Below are 23501 nucleotides of genomic sequence, written 5' to 3'. Positions count from 1 at the left end.
GCATGAGCACTCTTGCCCTCACCGCCGGTCCGGCGACCGGGACCCGACAGCGCTGGCGCTTCCTCGACTCGCTCCGCGGCTTCGCCGTGCTCGGGATCCTCCTGGTCAACGGGATCGATATCACCCAGGTCGGGACGGCGCGGCCGATCGAGGGCGGCGCCGTGCTCACCGACCCGGTACGCGAGGCGCTCTACCTCACGGTCCAGACCCGGTTCGTGCCCATCTTCGTCCTCCTGTTCGGGATGAGCCTCTGGATGGTGCTCGACGGCGCGCGCGCCCGCGCCCCGCGCCCAGGGCTCGTGATGGTGCGCCGCCTGGCCGGCCTCACGATCATCGGCGGGCTCCTGATGTTCGCCTACCCGGGCAACGTCCTTCTGGAGTACGGCATCGTCGGCCTGCTGATGCTGCCCGTCGTCCTGTTCGCCCCGCGGTGGGTGACCCTCTGCGCGGGCGCGGTCCTCACCGTCGCCGCGTACGCGCTCTTCGGCGGAGGCCTGACGTCCGTCCCCGGCCTCGTCCTGCTCGGCGCGGGCGCCGCAGCCTTCGGGCTGCCCAGGGCCCTCGAGACCTCCGGACGGACCGTCGCCGTCGTCGTCGCGGCCGCACTGACGGGACCGGCTCTGCTGTGGCAGCATACCACGCAGGGCGACCCGCGGTTCTCGACCCCGGGTGGCATCGCCGGCCTGGTCATGGCCGTGCTGTACGTCACTGGGCTGGCGCTGCTGTGGCGCACCAGGGCCCGCACGGTGATCGCGGCCGCCTTCGAGCCGCTGGGCCGGATGGCGCTCAGCAACTACGTCGGGGCCGCGATCGTGATGGCGCTGGTCCCTCAGGTCGTCGACGTCGGTGGCCTCACGAGCGTGGCGCCCGTCGTCGTGCTGTCCCTCGCCCTGATCGTGGCGCAGTCGCTGGTGAGCCGTCTCTGGCTCGCGTACTTCGCCTACGGTCCGGTCGAGTGGCTGTGGCGCACCGTGACCTGGCTTCGTCCGGTGGCCTTCCGCCGCGGCGAGCGGCGGCCCGTGCCGACCCCGTGAGTGCGAGCCCGGTCACTGTGCACGGGTCGCTCGGTGGGTCACAATGGGCGGATCGAAGTGTGTTGCTGTCGCCGCTCAGCAATGAAACCGGCATAAACTGACCTCACCCGTGACCCGAGGACGGTGCATCAGATGGCGAGAGACGGCTCCGTGTTCCGCAAGCACAGCCAGTACGAGTACCGCGTCGTGACGTTCGACCCGGACACCACCGTGCCGGACGCTCGCAGACTGCTCACCGAAGAGGCCGAGTACGGCCGCTGGGAGCTGGCAAGGACCCTTCTCTACATCGGCGGCAGACGAAAGGTCTGGCTCCGCCGCAAGATCATCAAGGTCTCGTCGACCCTGTGACGCCCGCCGCGCCACCCGGGGTGTTCCGCAAGGCGGGCGCGGGTGTGCCGGACGGCTTCTTCGCACGGGAGGCCGCCGGCCTGGAATGGCTCCGGGGCGCCGGCGGGCCGCGAGTCGTCGGGGTGTGCGACGTCGGGCCCGGCCACCTCGACCTGGAGCTCCTCTCCCCCGTCGCACCCACCGCACCGGCCGCGCGGGCTCTCGGCGGCGCGCTGGCCGTGCTGCACGACGCCGGCGCACCCGCCTTCGGCGCCGGACCGGGACCTGCCTGGGACTGGTCCGGCGCCCCCGGAGGCTGGTTCGGGCCGATGCGCGACCCGCTGCCGATGGCGGGCGGGGCCTGGCCCTCCTGGCCGGAATTCTACGCCGAGGCGAGGCTGCTCCCGCTGCTCGGTCAGGGCCGTGCCCGCGGTGTCCTCGACGACGACGACGCCCGGCTGGTCGACGCCGTCTGCGCGCTCCTGCCCCGCCTGGCAGGACCCGCTGCCGACGACGAACCGGCACGCCTTCACGGCGACCTCTGGTCCGGGAACGTGATGTGGGTCGACGGCGGCCGGTCCGCGCAGGGCTCCGCTGACGGCGCGCCGTCGGGCACCGTCGAGGCCGTGCTCATCGATCCCGCCGCGCACGGCGGGCATCGCGAGGCCGACCTCGCGATGCTCGCCCTGTTCGGTGCGCCCTACCTCGCCGAGATCCTCGCGGGGTACCGCGAGGTGCACCCGCTCGCCCGCGGCTGGCAGCACCGCGTGCGGCTGCACCAGCTCTACCCGCTCGTGGTGCACGCGGTCCTCTTCGGCGGCGCCTACGTCCACGAGACGCGGTCGCTGCTGACCGAGCTGGCGGCGTAGCAGGGGCTCAGCAGGTCGCCAGCAGGCGGTCCAGCACGCGTGTCCCGAACCTCAGCGCTTCCGTCGGCACGCGCTCGTCGACGCCGTGGAACATGCCTGCGAAGTCGAGGTCGCCCGTGAGCTGCAGCGGCGCGAAGCCGTAGCCGGTGATCCCGAGCCGGTGCAGCGACTTGTTGTCGGTGCCGCCCGACAGCGTGTAGGGCAGCACCTTCGCCCCGGGGTCCTCCGCGTCGATCGCCGCGACCATGGCGTCGACCAGGGAGCCGCTGAACGGCACCTCGAGCGCCGTGTCCTGGTGGATCGTCTCGATGCGCACGGTGGGCCCTGCGAGCTCGCGCAGCGTCGCCATGCCGGTCTCCTCGTGCCCCGGCAGGAGGCGCACGTCCAGCGTCGCCTCGGCGCGACCAGGGATCACGTTCGCCTTGTAGCCGGCCTGGAGCTGGGTCGGGTTGGAGGTGTTGCGCACCGTGGCGCCCACGAACTTCGCGACAGGGCCGAGCGCCGCGATCAGCTCGTCGATGGTCGCGGGGTCGGAGTAGTCCACCGGGAGGCCGGTGAGGTCGCCGACGCCGCGCAGCAGCGCGTCGACGGTCGGCGTGATCGTGTACGGCCAGGCGTGCTGACCGATCCGCGCGACCGCAGCGGCCAGCTCCGTCACGGCATTCTCCTCGTTGACCTGGGAGCCGTGCCCCGCCCGGCCGTCCGCGACCAGGCGCAGCCAGGCCAGCCCCTTCTCCGCCGTCTGCAGCAGATAGGCGCGCTTGCCACCCAGCTCGACCGAGTAGCCGCCCACCTCGGAGATCGCCTCGGTGGCGCCCTCGAACAGCTCGGGCCGGTGGTCGACCGCCCACCGGGCGCCGTGCACGCCGCCTGCTTCCTCGTCGGCGAAGAACGCGACCACGACGTCACGCGCCGGCTTGCGGCCCTCGCGCACCATCTGCCGCACGACGGCAAGGATCATGGCGTCCATGTCCTTCATGTCGACGGCGCCGCGACCCCACAGCAGACCGTCGGTCTCCTCCCCGCCGAACGGGTCGACGGTCCAGTCGTCCTTGGCCGCCGGCACGACGTCGAGGTGTCCGTGCAGGACGAGGGCGGGCCGGGTGCGGTCCTCCCCCTCCAGCCGCACGACGACGGACGCCCGCCCCGGGAGGGACTCGAACAGCTCGGGCTCCAGCCCGACCTCGTGCAGCAGCTCCATGACGTACTCGGCTGCGGCCCGCTCACCCGGGCCCTCGTTGTTCCCGTAGTTCGACGTGTCGATGCGGATCAGCTCCTGGCAGATCCGGATGACCTCGTCGGCGGCGGTGGGCACGGGCGTGGGAGTCGGAACAGTCTCAGTCACGAGGGCTACCGTAACCGGCCCGTGCTCGATGTCGGGCACGTGTCAGACCAACCCACGGCGCTTCAGCAGCGGTGTGATCTCCGGCGCCCGGCCGCGCAGGTCCTCGAAGGAGACCAGCGGGTCCTGCGACCCACCGCGAGCGAGCAGGTTGCGCCGGAACGCCTCGCCGTTCGCGCGCGTCAGGCCACCGTTCTCGGCGTACCACTCGACCGTGTCCGCGTCGAGCACCTCCGACCAGATGTAGGAGTAGTACCCGGCCGAGTAGCCGCCGCCGAAGACGTGGTTGAAGTAGGTGGTGCGGTACCGCGGCGGGACCGACCCGAAGTCGACGCCGGCGGCCGCGAGCGCCGCCGCCTCGAAGGGCAGCACCTCCTCGACCGATGTCGGCACGTCCGACGGCGCGAGCTGGTGCCACGCCTGGTCGAGCAGGGCCGCGGCGAGATACTCCGTCGTCGCGAAGCCTTCGCCCCAGATGCGGGACGCGAGCATGGTGTCGACCCACTCGTCGGGCATGGGCTCGCCGGTGGCGTGGTGCACCGCGAACGACCGCAGGATCTCCGGTTCCCACGACCACATCTCGTTGACCTGCGACGGGTACTCGACGAAGTCGCGCGGTACCGACGTGCCCGACCGGGACAGGTAGCGCACATCGCTGAGCAGGCCGTGCAGCGCGTGCCCGAACTCGTGGAACAGCGTGGTGACCTCGTCCCACACGAGCAGCGTCGGCTCGCCGGCCGGCGGCTTGACGATGTTGAGGTTGTTCACCACCACGGGCTTCTGGTCCAGCAGGTGGTTCTGGCTCACGAGGCTGTTCATCCAGGCTCCGCCGCGCTTGGACTCGCGGGTGTACCAGTCGGCGAGGAACAGACCGAGGCCGGTGTTCGGCTCCCCCGGCTCCGGCGCGTCGAACACCTCGAAGATCCGCACGTCCGGGTGGTAGCCCCGGAGGTCCGTGCGCTCGGTGAAGGAGAGCCCGAACAGGAGGCCCGCCGCCTTGAACACGCCGTCGTGCACCACGCGCTCGAGCTCGAGGTAGGGACGCAGGGCGGCGTCGTCGAGGTTGAACCGCTCCTTGCGCACCGCCTCGCTGAGGTAGGACCAGTCGGCGGCGGCCACGGTGCCCGGGGTGTCGGCCCCGGAGGCCCCGCTCACCGTGGCGAGCTCGCGCGCCTCGCGCTTCGCGTTGGCGACGGCGGCGGGCGCGAGCCGGGCGAGCATCTCGTTGACGGCGGCGGTGGTGCCGGCTGTCGCATCGGCCGCGATGTACGCGGCGTGGTGCTCGTAGCCGAGGAGCTGGGCGTGCTCGGCCCGCAGCCGGGCGAGCTCGAGGAGCACCTCGCGGGTGTCGTTGTCACCGCCGGTGGCGCCGCGGGTCCTCGACGCCTCGTGGATCCGCGCGCGGAGCCCGGCGTCCGCCAGCGACGCGAGCACGCTCTGGTGCGTGAAGAGCTGCATCTCCAGGAGCCAGCCCTCCTTGCCGCGGGCCTCGGCTGCCGCCCGGGCGCCGGCCTTGGCGTCTTCGGAGAGGCCGGCGAGCTCCGCCTCGGAGGTCACGAGCACGCTCGCCTCGTTGGCGCCGGCCAGCAGCTTGCGGCCGAAGCTCGCCTGCAGGGACGTGATCCGTGAGTTGAGGGCGCGGAGCCGGTCCTGGTCGGGCTCGGACAACGCGATGCCGGACCGCTTGAACTGCGTCATGAGCTTCTCGAGCAGGTAGGCAGTGTCCGGCTCCAGCGCGAGAGTGCCTGCCGCAGCGGCGTCGGAGAGGGAGGTGACGCGCCCGTGGAGGCGCGCGTCCATCAGTACCGCGTCCTGGTGCGCTGCGAGCTGTGGCGCGAGTCGCTCCTGGATGTCCTCAAGGCCCGCGGTCGAGTCCGCGGAGAGCTTGTTGTGGAACGCTCGCGACGCCCGGTCCAGCAGCAGTCCCCCGCGCTCCAGCGCCTCCAGCGTGTTCTCGACGGTTGCCGGTTCCGGGTTGGTCGCGATCGCCTCGACCTCTGCGCGGTGCGCGGCCATGCCCGCGACGACGGCCGGCTCGTAGTGCTCCTCGCGGATGGCGGAGAAGTCCGGCAGCTCGTACGGGAGGGTCGACGGGGCGGCGAAGGGGTTGGCCGGGTCCAGCTCCGACGACACGGTGGTCTCATGGATCGACGTCATGGGGACATCCTGGCTCATGGCGGCGCACGACCCCGCGCGGGCTATGGTCGAGCGGTGGATCCGCTCCGGCTCGTCGGCACCTGGGACTTCCGACGGGAGATCCACGACCACCACGACGGCGCGGAGTACACCGCGCACGGGACGGCCCGGTTCACCCGGGAGGGCGACGGCCGGATCCGCTGGGCGGAGCACGGCACCCTGGACTGGGCCTCCGGGACCACCCCCGTGTCGCGCACGCTGTTCCTGGTCCGGTGCCCGGCCGACGACGAACGGCGCTGGCGCGTGACGTTCGAGGACGGCCGCGACTTCCACCCGTGGACGGTCGGCGCGGTCGAGCACCTGTGCGGGCGCGACCTTTACCAGGGGGGCGTCGCCGTTCCGGAGGGCCCCGCCCGGTCGTGGGAGCTGCACTGGCGCGTCACAGGTCCGGAGAAGGACTACACGATGCACACCACCTACTCCCCCTGACCTCCTTCGTCGTGGGCGTGATCGTTGCGCCGGGAACCGGCGGACAGCCACAACGATCACGCCCACTAACAGGGGGTTGGGTCAGAAGCCTGCGGTGATGCGCGTGAACTCGAGGTTCTGTTGCGCGATGCCGCTGCAGCTCGCCGACAGGCCCCCGCCCGCGCAGCCCCGGTCCCGGTTGACCGACCAGAACGCCAGGCGCGTGAGCCCGTTGTTCCTCGCGTAGTCGCGGATCTGCGTCCAGGAGGCGGGCGTGGTGACCTCGCCCTGGTCGGAGACCCCGTTCATGCCGGAGATCCCCATGTGCGCGTACGCCTGGGCGTCCGTCCAGCCGTGCGCCGCCTTGAGCTGGCTCTTCAGCCCTTCCGAGGCGTTGATCGTCGACTGCACGATGTTCGTCGAGCCGAAGTTGAACGGCATGATCGTGTAGTTGTCGATCGGTGTCCCCAGCTCTGCGGCACGGTTGATCAGGCGTGTGCCCCACCAGTCGGGGCCGTTCAGCCCGGTGCCGAACGTGACGACGACCTTGGTGCCAGGGTTGTTCCGCTTGACGATGGCCAGACCGCGCAGGATCCGGTCCTGGACGGCCTCGTTCTCGAACTCGTCGGAGTTCTCGATGTCGAAGTCGACGACGTCGGGGTGGTGCGCGTCGATCACCCGCTGCACGGCTCCCGCGTACGCCTCGGGCGTCGCGCAGTTCGGGCCCAGCTTGGTGCCGGACCAGCCGCCGAACGAGATCTGCACCTGACCACCCGCTGTCTTGATGGCGTTGATGGTCTGCTGGTCGACGCCGCCGGTCAGCGGACGCTGGCCGTCCCACGCGGGGTTGCACCCGCCCGAGGACAGCATGAACGCCATGGTGAACCCGCGGACGCCGGTCTGGTTCATGACATCGACGGGGTTCTGCGGGTTGCCCCAGCCGAGGTACAGGTAAGGGGCTCCGGCCATACGGCCCGTACCTGGGTTGCCGCCGCCGTCACCCCCAGGCAGGTCCCACACCTGGTTGGCGCCTGCGTGGCAGTCCCAGATGATGAGCGGGGTGCGGTCGGCCGTGTTCCAGCCGGACACGTCGAGGCACTTGCCCAGCGCCCGCAGGGTGCCGTCCGCCCGGTGCGTCCATTGCTGCGCCACGTTGCCGTTGCAGGCCACGATCTGCACCGTGGTGCCGTTGGCCGAATCGCCCCACGCCACGTCGAGACACTTGCCGAGCGCCCGGATCGTCCCGTCGGAGCGGACGTCCCAGCTCTGTGCGGCCGTGCCGTTGCACGTGTACAGCTGGACCTGGGTGCCGTCGGCGCTGTTCCCACCTGCGACGTCGACGCACTTACCGCCGATTCCGGAGATCGCTCCCGTGGCCGCCTGAGCCGGCGCCGCGCCGGCCCCCAGGGCGAGCACGGTCAGTAGAGCAGTGGTCAGAGCTGTGAGGGCACCGAGTACACGGCGTCGTCGACGTGCTTGCATGGTCGTCCTCCTTGACGTTCACGCCATTAAGTAAGGAGACCTTATTACCTGCCTCAGCCCACCGATACTGGGGTTTACCCGTACACGCCAGTGCCTCGGCCCACCGTCGTGGTGGGCCGAGCCACTGGTGCGGGGTCAGCGCGGGCCGGTCAGAACCCCGCCGTGATCCGGGTGAAGGCGAGGTCGTCCTGCGCAATACCGCTGCAGTTCGCCACCACACCCCCGCCCGGGCACGGGCGGTCGCGGTTGACCGCCCAGTACGCGAACCGTGTCAGACCGTTGCTGCTGGCCCAGTCCCGGATCTCGGTCCACTGCTCCGGCGTCGTGGTCTCGCCGACGTCGGAGATCCCGTTCATGCCGGAGATGCCGGAGTGGGCGTACGCCTCGGCGTCCGACCAGCCGTTCGCGGCCTTGAGCTGGTCCTTCAGACCCTCGGCGGCGCTGATCGAGTCGGCGACCATGTCGGAGCCGCCGAAGTCGAACGTCATGATCGTGTAGTTGTCGATCGGCGTGCCGAGCTCGGCGGCGCGGTCGATCAGGCGCGTGCCCGCACCGGCCGGGCCGCTGACCGAGGTCGGGATCGTCACGACCGTCTGCACGCCGGGGTTGTTCTCCTTGACGATCGCGATCCCGCGCAGGATCCGGTCCTGGACCGCATAGTCCTCGAGCTCGTCGGTGTTCTCGATGTCGAAGTCGACGACGTCCGGACCGTGCGCGTCGATCACCTGCTGCACGGCGCCGGCGAACTCCTCCGGGCTGGAGCAGTTCGGGCCGAGCTTGTTGCCCGACCAGCCGCCGAACGAGATCTGGACCTGACCGCCTGCGCCGTTGATCGCGTCGATCGTCTGCTCATCGACACCGCCGGTCAGCGGGCGCTGCCCGTCCCAGGCCGGGGTACAGCCACCCGACGAGAGCATGAACGCCATCGTGAAGGCGGAGACACCGGTCTCGCTCATCACCGAGGTGGCGTCCTGCGGGTCGCCCCAGCCGAGGTACAGGTATGGCGCGCCCGGCATCTTCTCGGCCTGCGCCTGTGGTGCGACACGCGGGCCGCTGACCTCCGCGGCGCTGGCCGAGGTGAGCACGCTGGTGCCGACCACGCCGCCGGCCGCGAGGAGCGCCGCGGTCAGCGCACTGAGAACGCCGAGGCGCCTCGGGTGTGTCTTCATCGTCATCTCCCGAAGATGTCGGTCGAGTAAGTAAAGAGACCGTACAACCCGGGTGAAATTTGGCGCATCAGGGTTATCCCGTACCCGCTAGCGCCGCACCTCCGTCAGGTTCCCCGCCGCGTCGAGACGGACCTCGGCGTCCAGACCCAGCCGATCCAGGAACGCCCCGTCGTGGCTCACCACCAGCAGCGCTCCCCGGTACGCCGACAGCGCGTCCACCAGCTGGTCGGTGCTGGCGATGTCCAGGTTGTTCGTCGGCTCGTCCAGCATGAGGAGCTGGGCCGGCGGGTCCGCCAGGAGCAGCCGCGCCAACGCGACCCGGAACCGCTCGCCGCCCGAGAGCGTGGCGACCGGCCGGTCCACCGCCGCACCCCGCACCAGGAACCGGGCCAGCCGGTTGCGCAGCTCCCCCGGTGCCACGTGCGGCGCGCCCTCCCGCACGGCGTCCAGCACCGACGAGTCGTCGGACAGCACATCCACCCGCTGCGGCAGATAGGCGACGCGCTCGGTCACCACCTCACCCCCCGCTCCGCCTCGTTGGGTGCTGGGTATGTGCCGAGTGGCATCGGTGTCGCCCCGCACATACCCCGCACCCAACGAGGCGGGGCGGGTGGTGGACAGCAGACGCTCCAGCAACGTCGTCTTGCCCACGCCGTTCGGTCCGGTCAGCGCGATGCGCTCCGGGCCCTGGACCACGATCTCCCGGCCGTCGGCACCACGCAGCACAGCCAGCCGCCGACCCGCGGGCACCCCTGGGTCGGGCAGGTCCACCGAGATCCGGTCGTCGTCACGCACCGCCCGCTCCGCCAGGTCGACCGCGACCCGGGCGGCGTCGACCTTGTCGTCCAGCATCCCTCGGCGCGAACCCGCCGACTTCTCCGCGCTGTTGCGCCGCTCGTTGATCACCGCCTTGACGAACTTGCTGTTCGCGGCGTCCTTACGACCTTTGCGCTCGCTGTGCGCGATCCGTTCCTCTGCCTCGATCCGCTGCCGCTTCTCCTTGCGCAGCGTCTGCTCCGCCGAACGCAGCGCCTGCGCGGCCGCCTCCTGCTGCACCTCGAGCCACTCCCGGTACGCCGAGTACGGCCCGCCGAACGTCGTCAGGGACCCCGCGCGCAGCTCGGCCGTCTCGTCCATCAGCTCCAGCAGGGCCAGGTCGTGCGACACGACCACGAGCGCGCCCCGCCAGCCCCGCACCAGCTCGTAGAGGCGCTCGCGAGCGGATCCGTCGAGGTTGTTCGTCGGCTCGTCGAGCAGCGCGACGGCGCCGCCCCCGGTCGCCTGGCGCAGCCGCACCCCGGTGATCGCGGTGAGCACTGCCTCGCCGCCCGACAGCGTCGCGACCGCGCGGTCGAGCCCTGTGGGCAGCCCGGTGGCCGAGAGCAGGGCGACTGCCCGCTCCTCGACGTCCCAGTCGTCGCCGACGACGTCGAAGTGCGCGACGTCGACGTCTCCCGACTCGATGGCGCGCAGCGCGCGCACGACGGGCGTGATGCCGAGGAGGTCGGCGACCGTTGCCTCCACGTCGAGCGTGATCCGCTGCGGCAGGTAGTCGGCGGTGCCGCTCAGGGCGACCCGGCCCGACGTAGGCGTGAGCAGGCCGGCGACCAGCCGCAGCAGCGTGGACTTGCCGGCCCCGTTGAGGCCGGTCAGGCCGGTGCGCCCGCGGCCGAAGGCCCCGGACACGTGATCGAGCGCGACGGCGCCGTCGGGCCAGGCGAAGGTGACGTCGTGCAGCACGACGGAAGGGTTGGACAACATGGAAGGACTCCCGGGTGGTGGCTGGTGCCGACGCCGGGGTGCCGCACACGGTGGTGCGGCAGGGCAGACGTCAGCGCGAGGTGGTCTCGTACCGGGAGATGTCTGTCATCACAGTCCTTCGAGTAGCTCCCTCACACACGCGGCCCACCCGCAGGAGCAGACAAAGCCTGACATGGCCCCACGCGGGGGCGCAACGTGATTCACGGCCCCTTCGCCGTGCACCGCGCCGCGCCCCTGCGGGGTCAGCGCCCGGTCAGGACCGCCCAGCGGATCCGCTCGCTGCGCAGGAACAGCGCGGCCCAGAGCGCTACGGCGTAGAGGACCGGCGTGAGCACGTGCGTCACCGTGTCCTCCAGCCGGATGTGGGCCGCCACCGCGCCACCCAGGTAGGCGGTCAGGAGGAGGCCGCCCAGGAACGCCGTCCACGGCACCACGTAGAGCACCACCGCGACGGCCTGCAGCACGCCGATCAGGAGGACGGCGGACGCCGGATAGCCGATCGCCTCGAACATGCCGACGGACCGCTCGGACTCGGTGAGCTGGCCGTACGCGCCCTGGCCGAGGTTCACGGCGACCGCAAGGGTGACGACCCAGCCGAGCACGGGAGCCGCCCGCTCGGCGAGCGCCCGCCACGCGGGTGCCCCGCGAGGGCTTGCGACGGCGGCGGGTCTCCTCGCCCGCTCGGCCGGAGGTGGTTCCGCGGACCGTGCAGCTACGGGTCTGACTACCTCGGTGGGGCCTGGAGCATCGATGGTCATGTCGTGGTCTCCGTTTCGTGCGACGTCAGCGGCGCGGTCACGTCGAACGTAGGACGTGGCGTCGGCGCAGCACACGGCCCTAAACGATTAGGCGGCGCCACCTCCCCGCGCGGGGCCGCTCAGCCGTCCCTGGTCGTGATGCGGGCGTAGGCCACCGACAGCCCGATCACGAGGTAGCACACCGCCCGGAACGCCCCCTCGACCAGGCCGTCGAACGACACCGGGTCCCGGATCAGGTCGACCAGGCTGGTCAGCGACGACGGCAGCAGGTAGGGGTGCAGCCAGTCCAGCGCCGAGATCTGCAGCAGGACGACGGAGACGATCAGCCCGCCGAGCACACCGACCACGACCAGCATCGGGTGCTCCGTCGAGGCAGAGATCGCCAGTGCCACGGCGCCGACGGCCATCAGGTAGAACGTCGCCCAGGCGACGGCGACGGCCAGCCGCCACAGCACGGCGCCCACCGACAGCTCCGTCCCTGACATCGACACCAGGCCGTCCGTCCCCGCGAGGACGAACCCCGTCACCAGGCCCGACGCGACGACCAGCCCGGCTGCGACCAGGGCGACGACGAGCACGCCCATCGTCTTGACCAGCAGCAGCCGACCGCGGCTCACGGGGGCCAGCAGCCAGCCGCGCAACGCGCCGTGGGACTGCTCACCCGCCAGCGCATCACCGGCCGCCATCGCCACCGTCAGCGGCAGCATGAGCATCAGGAGCGTCATGAGCGACCCCAGCGGCAGCACGAACGCGCTGGTGGCCATCGTCACGAAGATCGGTGGTCCCCCGGCCCCTGGCGGTCCGTCCGGACCGGCGTCGACCGGGGCGGCGGCGCCGTCCATCGTCAGGTCAACGGCCACTCCGGTGATCACGGGGAGCAGAACCAGCAGACCCAGCACGGCCAGCGTCCTCGGCCGCCGGAAGATCCACCGCACCTCTGCCCGCAGGAGGCGCCCGATCGGGGCACGCCGCCGGGCGGGCAGCGCCCCGGACCGGGCGGCGCCGTCGCCGGCGGCGGCACCGGCACCGACGTCGGGCACGGCAGCGGTGCCTCGGGCAGCGATCGGACCCTGGGTGGTCATCGCACCGCCTCCGGCTCGTCGGGGTCGAGGTCGCCGACGAGCTCGCCGACGTCGTGCGTCAGCCGCGCGAACGCGTCCTCCAGCCCGGCGCGTTCCCGCCGGGCCTCGTCCACCCGCGCACCGGCACGGACCAGTGTCTCGATCACCGCCGCAGGCGCCGTCGTCGTGATGTCCACGCGGACGCCGTCCGGCGCGAGCCGCGCGGGGATCCGGTGGTCGCGCAGGGCGTCCACCGCCGATGCGGCGTCGGGCGTGGACACCAACAGCGTGGGGCTGCCGGACTCCAGCAGGTCGTCCAGCGCACCCTGCGCCACGACGACGCCCTGGTTGAGCACGACCACGTGGGTGCAGGTCGCCTCGACCTCCGCCAGGAGGTGGGACGACACGAGCACGGTCACACCGTGGGCGTGCAGCTCGCCGATGATCCGGCGGACCTCCTGCGTGCCTGCCGGGTCGAGACCGTTCGTCGGCTCGTCCAGCACGACGAGCCTGCGCGGGACCAGCAGCGCCGAGGCGAGCCCCAGCCGCTGCTTCATGCCGAGCGAGTACGCGCGGTACTTCCGCCTGGCCGCGTGCGCGAGGCCCACCCGCTCCAGCGCCACGGACACGGCGCCGTCCAGCTCCCTGCCGGACAGCAGCGGCTCGGCGGCGGCGAGGCGCTGCAGGTTCTCCCGGCCGGACAGGAACGGATGGAACCCCGGTCCCTCCACCAGCGCCCCGACATGCGGGAGCACCCGGTCCGCCGACCTCGGCATCGGCACGCCGAGGAGCTCGATCTCCCCTTCGGTCGGCTCGACGAGGCCGAGCAGCATCCTGATGGTCGTCGTCTTGCCGGAGCCGTTGGGCCCCAGCATCCCGACCACGGCGCCCTCCGGGACCTCGAGGTCCACCCCGTCCACGGCCACCGTGCCGCGATACACCTTGCGCAGCCCCCGCGTGCGCGCCGCAACGGCGGTACCGGAGCCGTTCCTGGCCTCCGGTACCGCCGCTTCGGCGGTGCGCGCAGTGGTCACTGCTGGACCGCGCCGTCGGTGTCGAGGGCGTCGACGAGCACCTGCCGCGGCACCGCGCCCGCCGCGATGCGGCCGTCGTCGGTGATCACCGCGCCGCCGACGGCGACCTGGACGTGCGTCCCGGTACCGAACTCGCCGGTCACGGGCTGCCCGACCTGCGCGAGGATCCCCTCGAGATCCTGCCCGTCCTCGACCGCCGCCTCGGCCGGCACGTCGTCGGGAGCCTCGCCGACCACCACCGTGTCCCAGCCGTCGCCGACCGTCGACGCGTACTGCTCGACGTCGTCACGGCCCTTGGCGTCGTGGGCGGAGCCGGCGGCGTCATCAGCCTCCGTCGTCTCGACCTGCGCACCTTCGGGCGGCGTGAACTCGAACAGCTCCGCGTCCTGCGCCCCGACCTCGAACTCGACGAAGCCGAGCGACAGGACCGGCTCGGACCTGCCGTTGGCGAACAGATCGAACCGCAGCGGGACCCGCGTCTCCTCGTCGACGGCGATCGTGATCTCCCGCAGCAGGGTCTTCTCCGACGGCTTGGGCGTGAGCACGAGCTCGTACGCGGCGCGGCCGGCGACCCGTGCCGTGCCGTCGACGGCGATGTCGCTCGTCGGACGCAGACGCTCGATGATCTCGGCCGCCGCCTCGGACGGGTCGGCCAGCTCGGCCTCTGCGTGCCCCCTCGCCGCCGCGGCATCCGCCTCGTCCCAGGTGAAGCGCTTCGCCGAGTTCTCGCGCGAGTCGTAGGCCCACGCCTCGTCGGTGCTCTTGACGAACGTCAGCTCGGACACCTCCCGCTCGACCTGGACTCGGGCGCTCTCCTCGCCGTCGTGGAACACCCGGACCGCGTCGAAGTCGAGCGCCTCGGTGCCGGGCACGACAGGCAGCCCGAGCTCGTTCTGCATCTCGGCCACGCCCGAGAACGCCGGCGCCCGAGCCGCGAGAGCCGAGGTGACCAGCTCCTCCGCGCCGATCGCCGGCAGCACCGGATCGTCGTCCGCGCCGGCGGGCAGCATGCTCAGCGCCAGGCCCGCGATCCCTACCGTGATGCCTGACCCCGCGGCGACCAGTGCCTTCGTCCTCGGCCCCATGTCCAGCTCCTTCGCTCTCCGACCAGTGTGCTGCATCCGACACCCTCAACGATGCGCCCTGCCCGCTGAGACCTCCCTCAGGTTCTGCTGGCCCGCCGAGATCGTGGGCCGGCGGCGTCCGAATATGCTCCGGGAAGGGCCGCGCATACGGCATGCTGGCAGGCATGAGGCCGCAGATACTGGTGGTCGACGACGAGCCGGGTGTGCGCAAGGCGCTGGACCGCGGCCTGCGCGCCGAGGGCATGGACGTCACGGTCGCCGCCGACGGGCCGACGGCGCTGCGACTGGCGCGCACCGGGTCGTTCGACGCGATCCTGCTGGACATCATGATCCCCGGGCTGTCGGGGTACCGCGTGCTGGAGCAGCTGCGGTCCGACGGGATCGCGACCCCTGTGCTGCTCGTGTCGGCGAAGGACGGCGAGGTGGATCAGGCCGACGGCCTTGACCTCGGCGCCGACGGCTACGTCGTCAAACCGTTCTCCTTCGTGGTGCTGCTCGCGCAGCTGCGCGCCACCCTGCGCCGCGCCGCCTCGGGAACCACGCGGGACCGGATCCGGGTCGGGGCGCTCACGGTCGACCGGGAGGCACGCACCGCGCGGTACGACGACACCGACGTGGTCCTGAGTCCTCGCGAGTACGCGCTGCTGGAGGTGCTGGCGACGCGCGCGGGGACGGTGCGGACGAAGCAGGAGCTGCTGAACGAGGTCTGGGGCGACGAGTGGGCCGCGACCCGGAACGTCGTGGAGGTGTACATCGGCTACCTGCGCCGCAAGCTGTCCGCCGCCGGCGCGGACGGCCTCGTCCGGACCGTGCGGGGGCAGGGATACCAGCTCGGGGACCCGCTCTAGTGCGTGCGTCGCCGGGCGGGCCGTGGGCGGGCCTGTCGTTGCGCCTGCGGGTCACGGCCCTCGCCACGGCGGTGACGCTGGCGTGCCTGGTAGGGCTGGCGACGGTCGCCGGCCGGGGTCTCGGGCCGCTGCTCACGGACGCCACGGACGACGAGCTCCAGGCAGAGCTGAGCGGCGCGACCCGCGCCGTCGTGGCCGGACGCGACCCCGTCCCGCCCGACGGCCTGGAGGTGCGCGTCCTGGACACCGCCGGCGACGCGGTCGACGACGGCCTGTCGCCGAGCCTGACGCGAGACGAGGTCCGCACGCTGAAGGCCGGCGTCCCGACCACCACCGACGGCCGGGGGCCGGTCCGGTGGCACGGCGCCGTCGTGACGGCTCCCGACGGGAGCCAGCGGCTCGTGGTCGTCGGGGCCGGCCTCGTGGGCCAGAGCGCCGCCGAGGCGTCGGGGAGCCGGTGGCTGCTGGTCACCGCGCTCGTGGGGGGCGTGGTGGCCGGGGTCGCGATCTGGTTCGCCGTCGGGTCGGCGCTGCGCCCGGTCGCCCGGATGCGGCAGTCCGTCCGGCGTCTCGCACCCGGCGCGCGCGTGGAGGTGCCCGACGCGGCGGCCGGCGAGCTGCGTGCCCTGGCCGATGACTTCAACGTGCTGCTGGACCGGACCGAGGCCACCACGGAACGACTGCGGCGGTTCACCGGTGACGCGGCGCACGAGCTACGGTCGCCTGTGGCATCCATCCGGGTGCAGTCGGAGGTCGCTGTCGCCAACCCCGATCCGGAGCTCTCGCACGAGGTGCACGCCGACGTCCTCGCGGACGCCGAGCGGTTGTCCGCGCTGCTCGACGGGCTGCTTGCCCTGGCGCGTTCGGACGCCGGTGAGCTGCCGCCGTCGGACACCGTCGACCTGGTCGGCGAGGTCCGTGCGGCCGTGGCACGCGCCGGGGAGCAACCGGTGCCGGTCGTGGTCAACGCGATGGCCGGCCAGGCGTGGGCGGCGGCCGCGTACACCGAGGTCGAGGTGGTCCTCGACAACCTGCTGCGCAACGCGTGCCGGTACACCCGCACCCGGGTGGTGGTGTCGGTGCTCGCCGGCCGGACCAGCGTCCGCGTGCTGGTCGACGACGACGGCCCGGGCGTCCAGCCGGAACACCGGGCAAAGGTCTTCGACCGCTTCTACCGGGTCTCGGACGACCGTGCGCGCTCCTCCGGCGGCGCGGGGCTCGGGCTGGCCCTGGTCGCCGAGCTCGTCCGCCGCCGCGGCGGCCGGGTCGCCGTCGGCGAGTCGCCCGACGGCGGCGCCCGCTTCACCGTGGTGTGGCCACGAGCGGGCTGAGCAGGAGCCCTCAGCGGCATCCGGTCACGGCGCCGGCGCCGTGATGTACCGCTGCACGGTGGGCGCGAGCCAGCTGATCACGTCCTCCCTCGACAGGTCAGCGGCCGGGCCGAACTTCAGCACGTACCGGACCAGCGCCATGCCGAGCACCTGCGAGGCCACGAGCGCGGCACGTCGTTCGGCGTCGGCCGGGTCGTCGACGAACGCCCGTGCGGCGGGCACGAGCTGTGACGTGAACACCTGGCGCAGGCGGTCCGCGCCGGACTCGTTCGTCACCCCCACCCGGAGCAGGGTACGCAGCACCGTGTCGCGCTCCCACAGCTCGAGGAAGTGCGTGACCAGAACCACGCCCAACCGGTCCGGGTCGAGCTCGCTGAGATCCGGGAAGTCGAGCTCGACATCGATCACCGCGGCGAACAGGCCTTCCTTCGAGCCGTAGTAGCGCATGACCATGGAGGGGTCGATGTCGGCGGCGTGCGCGATAGCGCGCACCGTCGCACGCTCGTACCCGTCCGACGCGAAGCGTTCCCTCGCCGCCTCGAGGATCGCGCTCCGGGTGACGTCGGAGCGGCGGCGCGGGCTGTCGGGGCCTGTCATGCCAACAACTGTATGCCAACGGCCGTTGACTCGGCGCGCGAGTCTCGCTACGGTGGTCAACAAGCGTTGGCAAACAACCGTTGACCAAGCATCGGAGGAGGGCATCATGGACACGGACGTCATGGTCGTCGGGGCAGGGCCTACCGGCCTGCTGCTCGCCGGAGACCTCGCCACGGCGGGGACCGGCGTCACCGTGCTCGAGAAGCGTCCGGCCGAGCTGAGCAACCTCACACGCGCGTTCGCCGTCCACGCCCGCAGTCTCGAGGTGCTCGACGCGCGCGGTCTCGCGGACGAGCTGGTCGTGAGAGGGCGTCCGGTGCGGAGCGTCCAGCTCTTCCAGCGCCTCACGATCGACCTCTCGGACCTGCCCTCCCGGTTCGCCTACGTCCTCGTCACGCCCCAGTACGAGGTGGAGCGGCTGCTGCGTCGCCGCGCGGAGCAGGCGGGCGTCGTCTTTCGCTACGACACCGAGGTGACGTCCCTGACCCAGGACGAGGCCGGGGTCACCGTCGCGACCGCCGGCGGCTCGCGCCTGCGAGCCACGTACCTGGTCGGCACCGACGGCGCCCGCTCGACGGTCCGGGACGCGGTGGGCATCCCGTTCCCCGGCCGCGCCGTCATCCGGTCTATGGTCCTGGCCGACGTCCGGCTGGCCCGCGAGCCCGCCGACACCCTGACCGTCGCGGCGGCGAACGACTCGCTCGGCTTCATCGCCCCGTTCGGCGACGGCTGGTACCGGTTCATCGGCTGGCACGGCGATCGCGACGTGAGCGAGGACGAGCCCGTCGACCTCGACGAGGTGCGCTCCATCGCGCGTGCCACCCTGCGGGACGACTTCGGCATGACCGAGCCGCGCTTCTTGTCCCGCTTCCACGCCGACGAGCGCCAGGCTCCCACCTACCGCTCGGGCCGGGTCCTCCTGGCCAGCGACGCCGCGCACGTGCACAGCCCGGCGGGCGGCCTCGGCATGAACACGGGTATGCAGGACGCGGCAAACCTCGGCTGGAAGCTCGCCGCTGCGCTGCGGCTGCCCGACGCCGCCGGTGCCGAGCTGCTCGACAGCTACGAGGCCGAGCGGCATCCCGTCGGCCGGCAGGTCCTGCGCGCCAGCGGCGGCATCCTGCGGGCGGCGACCCGCCGGGGGCCGTTCGCCACGATCGCGGGCACCGTCGGTGTCGGGATCGTCTCGCGCGCCGCCCCGATCCGCCGGCGGGCGGCGGGCTTCATCTCCGCGCTGGGTATCGCCTACCCGCGGCCGCGCGGGGCGCACCCACTGGTCGGGACCCGGGCGCGCGACCTGCCCTTGGCAGGCGGCGCACGCCTCGCCGAGGCGCTGCGGGCGGGCCGGTTCGTCCTGGTGGCTCCTGCAGGTGCGTCAGCGCCGGACCTGCCCACCGCGTTCGGCGAGGTGGACCCCGCCGAGCGGATCCTGACCCGCCGGGCCGACGGCGGCGCGACCACTCTGCTGGTCCGCCCGGACGGCTACGTCGCCGCCGCCGTCGCTGACGCCTGATGCCCCGCCCCGCCCCGCCCCGCCCCGAACATCAGTAGGTCGAGCTGGACTCGCTGAAGAAGCCCTCACGGAAATCCGGGATGCTGAACAGCAGCGCGATCCCGACGATGGCCAGAAGGGTGAGGCCGATCGTCACCCAGCCCGTGATGATGCCGCCGAGCGCCAGGCCGGCGTTGTCCGCGAGGCCCTCCCTCTGCGCCTTGCGGCTCAGGTGTCCGGTGATGACGGCAGGGATGGCCGCGAGGAAACCGACGAGGCAGCTGAACAGCATGACGACGCTGACGATGCCCAGCACGAGGGACCACACGCCGAGCGCGTTCTTCTCGGGAGAGACCGGATAGCCGTAGGGCGCTCCGTACCCCGGCTGGGGCTGGTACGGACCTGGCTGGTACGGACCTGGCTGGTACGGACCTGACTGGTACGGCTGCTGTACGGAGGGCTGCTGGTACGGCTGCTGATAGGGGCTCGGCGCTGCGGCGTCGCCCGGCGTGGGGGTCGGGCCGGGCGCCGTCCCCGAGGTGCTCTGCTGCGGCGGGTCGTACGGGGACTGCCACCCGTCGGGCTGGGTCATCGCGCTGCCTTCCATGCTCGGCGCGCCGGGCGGCGCAGGGCATAAACCTACAGGTCAGCCCGCCACGTGCCGGGCAGGACGAGGACATCCGGCCACGGGCGCGCCGGGCTGACCGGTCACCGCGGGAGGACTCAGTAGTTCTCGGAGTAGCCGCTCTCGAGCTCCTGCTCGAAGCTGTCCTGGAACGACGGGTCGTTGATGGCCATGCCCACGAAGAAGATCATGATGATGACGTAGATCGTGGTCCACGCGATGCCGACCCAGCCGGTGATGATGCCCGCGAGGCCCATGCCGCCGTTGTCGGCAAGACCCTCCTGCTGAGCCTTCCGGCTCTTGTGCCCCGTGATGATCGCGGCGATACCCGTGATCAGGCCACAGCCCAGCACCGCCAGGATGCCCAGCACGAGCGACCACACGCCGAGGCTGTTCTTCGGCATCGGTGCGCCACCGTAGGCGTACGGCTGGCCGCCCTGCGCATAGGCGGGGGCCTGCGGCGCCTGCTGGTACGGCGCCTGCTGGTACGGCGCCTGCTGGTACGGGTCCTGCTGGTACGGCGACGGCTCGCCCGGAGCTGCTCCCGGCTGCTGCGCGGGCTGGCCCTGCTCGGGCTGCTGCGGCTGCTGCGGCGGGTCGTACGGCGACTGGCCGCCGTCGGGCTGGGTCATCGTGCTGCCTTTCTGCTTGCGTTGTGCCGGGCTGACCGGCGCGGAAATGCCAAACCTACAGGTCGGACACGGTGTGCGGCACGTCAATCACATGGGGAGGCCTACCCACCGTCGACGCAGGTCGGCGGATCAGTAGCCGCCCATGTCCCGCATGTACTCGAAGCTCCCCACGCCGCCGGCGAACAGTCCCGCCGCGATGGCGATCAGGAAGAACACGATGGCGAGCACCACGAGCGCCACGTTGATCCAGCCGAGGATCAGGCCGGCGGTCCCCATCCCGCGGTTGTTCGCCAGGCCCTCGTCGGCGGCCCTACGGCTCATGGTGCCCGTGATGATCGCCGCGATGCCGAGCAGCAGCGGGCAGAACACGTAGCTGAGGATGCCCGTGACCAGCGACCAGACGGCCAGGTCGTTCTTGGGCGGCGACGGCGCGTAGCCGTACTGCTGAGCGGCGGGAGCCCCGGGCTGCCCGTACGCCGCGGGGGCGCCCGGCTGCCCGTAGGGCGTATCTGTCCCTGGCTGCCCGTAGGGCGTATCTGCCCCTGGCTGTCCGTAGGGCGCGTTCGCCGGGTCCGGCGAGGCACTCGACGGCTGCTCCGCGCCGAACGACGACTCCGGCACCGACTGCGTAGGCGGCGTCTCCGGGTCTCGCTGCGGGTCGCGCGGTGTGCCGCCATCGTTCTCGGTCATGAGGCTGCCTCTCAAAGGTCTGAGGTTCAGGCGCCGGGACCGGCGCCCCGCCTCCACTTAACCAGTGTTGCCGCAGGTACGCCTGGCAAACACGCGCGTCAGACGCGGTGCCACGTCTCCACCTCGTGCGCCAGCACGAAGCCGAGCCGCTCGTAGACGCGGCGCGCGGCGACGTTGTCGTCGTACAGCCCGAGCGTCACCAGCCCGTGCTCGGCGACGCCGTCCGCCGTCATGCGCGCCGTCAGGGCCCCGGCGTACCCACGGCCGCGGAACGCCGGGTGCGTCCCGACCGAACGCAGGTGGACCGCGTCGCCCGGGACGGGCGTCGCCGAGCCGACAGCGACGAGTGCCCCTCCCCTGCGCCCGCGGGGCTCCGACGGAACCCTGACCCCGTACCAGCGGGCCCGGCAGGCGTGGGGACCGCTGGCACCCTGTCGCGTGCTCGGGTTGGCCACGGCAAGCAGGCCCGCGATCTCGTCGGCGTCGCGGTCCAGGTCGAGCAGCGCCACGGCGGCCTCGCCGACGTCGGGCACCTTCGGTGCGGTCTCGGTGGCCATCCGGTCCCAGGTGGTGGCGGGCCGGAGGCCCCAGCCGGAGAAGGTCTCTCCGGCCAGGGCCCCGGTACCGCGGGTCACCGTCGCGCCGCGCACCGTGTCGTCCGGCGTCACCGTGCCGAGCAGTGCCGCGACGCGCCCCGGCTCGCCCACCGCCGCGTACACGTGCCCGGGCCGCTCGCCCGTCGGGCCCCGTGCTGTCGGTCCACGACCGGACGACGTCGAGGAAGTCGGTCCGGACGGCGTGGAAGACGTGGTCGAGCCCGTGCCGGCCCAGCCGGGTCACGCCGTGGTGGCCGCCACGGGCGCAGCGGCCTCCGGCTGGAAGTCGACGCCGGCCTCCTTGCGCTGCTCGGGCGTGATCGGGGCCGGTGCCGCCGTCAGCGGGTCGAACCCGCCGCCCGACTTCGGGAAGGCGATCACGTCGCGGATCGAGGCCGACTTCGTCAGCAGGGCCACGATCCGGTCCCAGCCGAACGCGATGCCGCCGTGCGGCGGGGCGCCGAAGGCGAAGGCGTCGAGCAGGAAGCCGAACTTCTCCTGCGCTTCCTCCTGGCCGATGCCCATCACCTCGAAGACGCGCTCCTGCACGTCACGGCGGTGGATACGGATGGAGCCGCCACCGATCTCGTTGCCGTTGCAGACGATGTCGTACGCGTACGCCAGCGCGTCGCCCGGCGCCTGCTCAAAGGTGTCGATCCACTCCGGGGTCGGCGACGTGAACGCGTGGTGCACGGCGGTCCAGGCGGACGAGCCGAGGTCGACGTCGTCGTCCTCGCCGGCCGGCTTGAACAGGGGCGCGTCCACGATCCAGACGAACGCCCAGGCGTCCTCGTCAATCTGGCCGGTCCGGTGCGCGATCTCGACGCGCGCGGCGCCGAGCAGCGCGCGGGAGTCGGTGGTCTTGCCCGCGGCGAAGAACACCGCGTCGCCCGGCTCGGCGCCGGTGACCTTCGCGAGGTTCGCGCGCTCGTCGTCGGACAGGTTCTTGGCGACCGGGCCGCCGAGCTCGCCCTCCTCCGAGAACGTCACGTACGCGAGGCCGCGCGCGCCGCGCTGCTTGGCCCACTCCTGCCACGCGTCGAACTGGCGGCGGGGCTGCGAGGCGCCGCCCTGCATGACGACCGCTCCCACGTACTCCGCCTGGAAGACGCGGAACGGCGTGTCCGTGAAGAAGTCGGTGAGCTCGACGATCGGGTTGCCGAAGCGCAGGTCGGGCTTGTCCGAGCCGTACAGTCGCATGGCCTCGTGGAATGTCATGCGCTGGATCGGGGTCGGGATCTCGACGTCGATCAGGGCCCACAGCGCCTGGAGGATCTTCTCGCCCAGGGCGATGACGTCGTCCTGCTCCACGAAGCTCATCTCGACGTCGAGCTGCGTGAACTCCGGCTGGCGGTCCGCGCGGAAGTCCTCGTCGCGGTAGCACCGGGCGATCTGGTAGTACCGCTCCATACCGCTGACCATGAGGAGCTGCTTGAACAGCTGCGGCGACTGCGGCAGGGCGTACCAGGAACCAGGCGCGAGGCGGGCCGGGACCAGGAAGTCGCGGGCGCCCTCAGGGGTGGACCGGGTGAGCGTCGGCGTCTCGATCTCGACGAAGTCCTGCTCGTCCAGCACCCGGCGCGCGGCCTGGTTCGCCTTGGAGCGCAGGCGCAGCGTGGCGGCGGGGACCGGACGGCGCAGGTCCAGGTAGCGGTGCTTGAGGCGAGCCTCCTCGCCGATCACCTCGGTGTCCGCCAGGGCGGTGGACACCTGGAACGGCAGCGGGGCCGACTCGTTGAGTGTGATGACCTCGGTCGCGACGACCTCGATCTCGCCGGTGGCGAGGTTGGGGTTGGCGTTGCCCTCAGGGCGGCGGCCGACCTCGCCGGTGACCTGCAGCACGAACTCGGCGCGCAGCGGGTGGGCGATCTCCTCGTCGCGGATGACGACCTGGGAGATGCCCGACGCGTCACGCAGGTCGATGAACGCCACTCCCCCGTGGTCACGGCGGCGATCGACCCAGCCCGTGAGGGTGACGGTCTGGCCGATGTGCTCGGCCCGTAGTGAGCCGGCCGTGTGGGTGCGGAGCACTGAGCGTTCCTTTCGTACGGAAGATGGAGGTCCCGTCGCCGGGCGCCCTGGCGGGCGGGACGACGACGTGTGAGCGCCTCGAGGCGCGCCGCCGAGTCTAGTGCGTGACGACGGTTGACGAGCCCCGCAGACA

At 72.1% G+C, this 23501-nt stretch carries 22 protein-coding genes; 7 read left to right on the top strand and 15 right to left on the bottom strand.

Annotation, left to right across the window (positions count from 1 at the left end; all coding sequences use genetic code 11):
- The first annotated feature begins 2 nt into the window (after positions 1-2).
- From ACFS27_RS14445 to ACFS27_RS14435, 3 genes are all read left to right on the top strand, one after another.
- Positions 3-1034, top strand: coding sequence for a DUF418 domain-containing protein (locus ACFS27_RS14445; protein WP_377184157.1), 1032 nt, complete (start codon positions 3-5; stop codon positions 1032-1034).
- Between the two features lie 132 nt (positions 1035-1166).
- Entirely contained in the window at positions 1167-1382 is a 216-nt protein-coding gene (locus ACFS27_RS14440; RefSeq protein WP_253877323.1) for a DUF5703 family protein, read from the top strand.
- Complete coding sequence (locus tag ACFS27_RS14435; protein WP_377184155.1) at positions 1379-2230, top strand: fructosamine kinase family protein; 852 nt, start codon at positions 1379-1381, stop codon at positions 2228-2230. The genes ACFS27_RS14440 and ACFS27_RS14435 overlap by 4 nt, the downstream gene beginning before the upstream one ends.
- A gap of 7 nt (positions 2231-2237) precedes the next feature.
- Here the strand turns inward: ACFS27_RS14435 and ACFS27_RS14430 are convergent, their stop codons facing one another.
- Positions 2238-3575, bottom strand: a complete 1338-nt coding sequence (locus ACFS27_RS14430; protein ID WP_377184153.1) for a M20/M25/M40 family metallo-hydrolase — start codon at positions 3573-3575, stop codon at positions 2238-2240.
- 42 nt (positions 3576-3617) lie between these two features.
- Positions 3618-5729: a M3 family metallopeptidase gene (locus ACFS27_RS14425; protein ID WP_377184151.1), complete on the bottom strand. Its 2112-nt coding sequence runs from the start codon at positions 5727-5729 to the stop codon at positions 3618-3620.
- 54 nt (positions 5730-5783) lie between these two features.
- Between ACFS27_RS14425 and ACFS27_RS14420 the strand changes: the two genes are divergently transcribed.
- Complete coding sequence (locus tag ACFS27_RS14420; RefSeq protein WP_377184149.1) at positions 5784-6197, top strand: DUF6314 family protein; 414 nt, start codon at positions 5784-5786, stop codon at positions 6195-6197.
- Between the two features lie 81 nt (positions 6198-6278).
- On the opposite strand, the gene ACFS27_RS14415 is transcribed toward ACFS27_RS14420, so the two are convergent.
- The 7 genes from ACFS27_RS14415 to ACFS27_RS14385 all read right to left on the bottom strand — a co-directional run bounded on the left by ACFS27_RS14415 (position 6279) and on the right by ACFS27_RS14385 (position 14526).
- Positions 6279-7658, bottom strand: coding sequence for a ricin-type beta-trefoil lectin domain protein (locus ACFS27_RS14415; protein WP_377184147.1), 1380 nt, complete (start codon positions 7656-7658; stop codon positions 6279-6281).
- 149 nt (positions 7659-7807) lie between these two features.
- On the bottom strand, positions 7808-8833 hold the full coding sequence (locus ACFS27_RS14410; RefSeq protein WP_377184145.1) for a chitinase: 1026 nt from the start codon (positions 8831-8833) through the stop codon (positions 7808-7810).
- Positions 8834-8914: 81 nt separating this feature from the next.
- Complete coding sequence (locus ACFS27_RS14405) at positions 8915-10588, bottom strand: ABC-F family ATP-binding cassette domain-containing protein (protein ID WP_377184143.1); 1674 nt, start codon at positions 10586-10588, stop codon at positions 8915-8917.
- 242 nt (positions 10589-10830) lie between these two features.
- On the bottom strand, positions 10831-11346 hold the full coding sequence (locus ACFS27_RS14400; RefSeq protein WP_377184141.1) for a DoxX family protein: 516 nt from the start codon (positions 11344-11346) through the stop codon (positions 10831-10833).
- 119 nt (positions 11347-11465) lie between these two features.
- Positions 11466-12428 (bottom strand): ABC transporter permease subunit, encoded by a 963-nt coding sequence (locus ACFS27_RS14395; protein ID WP_377184139.1) that lies wholly within the window; start codon positions 12426-12428, stop codon positions 11466-11468.
- Positions 12425-13441: an ABC transporter ATP-binding protein gene (locus tag ACFS27_RS14390; protein WP_377184137.1), complete on the bottom strand. Its 1017-nt coding sequence runs from the start codon at positions 13439-13441 to the stop codon at positions 12425-12427. The genes ACFS27_RS14395 and ACFS27_RS14390 overlap by 4 nt, the downstream gene beginning before the upstream one ends.
- The gene (locus ACFS27_RS14385; protein WP_377184135.1) at positions 13438-14526 is read right to left on the bottom strand and encodes a LolA family protein; all 1089 of its coding nucleotides are present in this window, start codon (positions 14524-14526) and stop codon (positions 13438-13440) included. The genes ACFS27_RS14390 and ACFS27_RS14385 overlap by 4 nt, the downstream gene beginning before the upstream one ends.
- Before the next feature lie 164 nt (positions 14527-14690).
- Here ACFS27_RS14385 and ACFS27_RS14380 point away from each other — a divergent pair, with 164 nt between their 5' ends.
- Positions 14691-15374: a response regulator transcription factor gene (locus ACFS27_RS14380; protein ID WP_377184133.1), complete on the top strand. Its 684-nt coding sequence runs from the start codon at positions 14691-14693 to the stop codon at positions 15372-15374.
- Positions 15374-16705 carry a sensor histidine kinase gene (locus ACFS27_RS14375; RefSeq protein WP_377184131.1) on the top strand — a complete coding sequence of 444 codons (1332 nt, stop codon included), beginning with the start codon at positions 15374-15376 and terminating at the stop codon, positions 16703-16705. Before ACFS27_RS14380 ends, ACFS27_RS14375 begins: the two co-directional genes overlap by 1 nt.
- A 24-nt stretch (positions 16706-16729) precedes the next feature.
- On the opposite strand, the gene ACFS27_RS14370 is transcribed toward ACFS27_RS14375, so the two are convergent.
- Positions 16730-17302, bottom strand: a complete 573-nt coding sequence (locus ACFS27_RS14370) for a TetR/AcrR family transcriptional regulator (protein ID WP_377184129.1) — start codon at positions 17300-17302, stop codon at positions 16730-16732.
- Positions 17303-17408: 106 nt separating this feature from the next.
- Here ACFS27_RS14370 and ACFS27_RS14365 point away from each other — a divergent pair, with 106 nt between their 5' ends.
- A complete protein-coding gene (locus ACFS27_RS14365) occupies positions 17409-18815 on the top strand; it encodes an FAD-dependent monooxygenase (protein WP_377184127.1) in 1407 nt (468 codons plus the stop codon).
- Between the two features lie 31 nt (positions 18816-18846).
- Here ACFS27_RS14365 and ACFS27_RS14360 read toward each other — a convergent pair whose 3' ends face one another.
- The 5 genes from ACFS27_RS14360 to aspS all read right to left on the bottom strand — a co-directional run bounded on the left by ACFS27_RS14360 (position 18847) and on the right by aspS (position 23368).
- Positions 18847-19386 (bottom strand): DUF4190 domain-containing protein, encoded by a 540-nt coding sequence (locus tag ACFS27_RS14360; RefSeq protein WP_377184125.1) that lies wholly within the window; start codon positions 19384-19386, stop codon positions 18847-18849.
- Between the two features lie 131 nt (positions 19387-19517).
- Entirely contained in the window at positions 19518-20051 is a 534-nt protein-coding gene (locus ACFS27_RS14355) for a DUF4190 domain-containing protein (protein WP_377184123.1), read from the bottom strand.
- Between the two features lie 129 nt (positions 20052-20180).
- The gene (locus tag ACFS27_RS14350; RefSeq protein ID WP_377184121.1) at positions 20181-20741 is read right to left on the bottom strand and encodes a DUF4190 domain-containing protein; all 561 of its coding nucleotides are present in this window, start codon (positions 20739-20741) and stop codon (positions 20181-20183) included.
- Between the two features lie 98 nt (positions 20742-20839).
- On the bottom strand, positions 20840-21460 hold the full coding sequence (locus ACFS27_RS14345; RefSeq protein ID WP_377184119.1) for a GNAT family N-acetyltransferase: 621 nt from the start codon (positions 21458-21460) through the stop codon (positions 20840-20842).
- Positions 21461-21577: 117 nt separating this feature from the next.
- Positions 21578-23368, bottom strand: a complete 1791-nt coding sequence (gene aspS / locus ACFS27_RS14340; protein ID WP_377184117.1) for an aspartate--tRNA ligase — start codon at positions 23366-23368, stop codon at positions 21578-21580.
- Between the last annotated feature and the right edge of the window lie 133 nt (positions 23369-23501).

Origin of the sequence: Promicromonospora vindobonensis (assembly GCF_042685865.1) — a bacterium.
Lineage (GTDB): Bacteria > Actinomycetota > Actinomycetes > Actinomycetales > Cellulomonadaceae > Promicromonospora > Promicromonospora vindobonensis.
The sequence above is the reverse complement of the archived record's forward strand: the minus strand, read 5'-3'. Positions and strand labels throughout refer to the sequence as shown.

Bases quoted from the DNA above. Each gene is read 5' to 3' on its own strand.
- ACFS27_RS14445 (WP_377184157.1), top strand. From the start codon at position 3: ATGAGCACTCTTGCCCTCACCGCCGGTCCGGCGACCGGGACCCGACAG.
- ACFS27_RS14440 (WP_253877323.1), top strand. From the start codon at position 1,167: ATGGCGAGAGACGGCTCCGTGTTCCGCAAGCACAGCCAGTACGAGTAC.
- ACFS27_RS14425 (WP_377184151.1), bottom strand. From the start codon at position 5,729: ATGACGTCGATCCATGAGACCACCGTGTCGTCGGAGCTGGACCCGGCC.
- ACFS27_RS14415 (WP_377184147.1), bottom strand. From the start codon at position 7,658: ATGCAAGCACGTCGACGACGCCGTGTACTCGGTGCCCTCACAGCTCTG.
- ACFS27_RS14410 (WP_377184145.1), bottom strand. From the start codon at position 8,833: ATGACGATGAAGACACACCCGAGGCGCCTCGGCGTTCTCAGTGCGCTG.
- ACFS27_RS14405 (WP_377184143.1), bottom strand. From the start codon at position 10,588: ATGTTGTCCAACCCTTCCGTCGTGCTGCACGACGTCACCTTCGCCTGG.
- ACFS27_RS14400 (WP_377184141.1), bottom strand. From the start codon at position 11,346: ATGACCATCGATGCTCCAGGCCCCACCGAGGTAGTCAGACCCGTAGCT.
- ACFS27_RS14395 (WP_377184139.1), bottom strand. From the start codon at position 12,428: ATGACCACCCAGGGTCCGATCGCTGCCCGAGGCACCGCTGCCGTGCCC.
- ACFS27_RS14385 (WP_377184135.1), bottom strand. From the start codon at position 14,526: ATGGGGCCGAGGACGAAGGCACTGGTCGCCGCGGGGTCAGGCATCACG.
- ACFS27_RS14380 (WP_377184133.1), top strand. From the start codon at position 14,691: ATGAGGCCGCAGATACTGGTGGTCGACGACGAGCCGGGTGTGCGCAAG.
- ACFS27_RS14370 (WP_377184129.1), bottom strand. From the start codon at position 17,302: ATGACAGGCCCCGACAGCCCGCGCCGCCGCTCCGACGTCACCCGGAGC.
- ACFS27_RS14365 (WP_377184127.1), top strand. From the start codon at position 17,409: ATGGACACGGACGTCATGGTCGTCGGGGCAGGGCCTACCGGCCTGCTG.
- ACFS27_RS14360 (WP_377184125.1), bottom strand. From the start codon at position 19,386: ATGACCCAGCCCGACGGGTGGCAGTCCCCGTACGACCCGCCGCAGCAG.
- ACFS27_RS14355 (WP_377184123.1), bottom strand. From the start codon at position 20,051: ATGACCCAGCCCGACGGCGGCCAGTCGCCGTACGACCCGCCGCAGCAG.
- ACFS27_RS14350 (WP_377184121.1), bottom strand. From the start codon at position 20,741: ATGACCGAGAACGATGGCGGCACACCGCGCGACCCGCAGCGAGACCCG.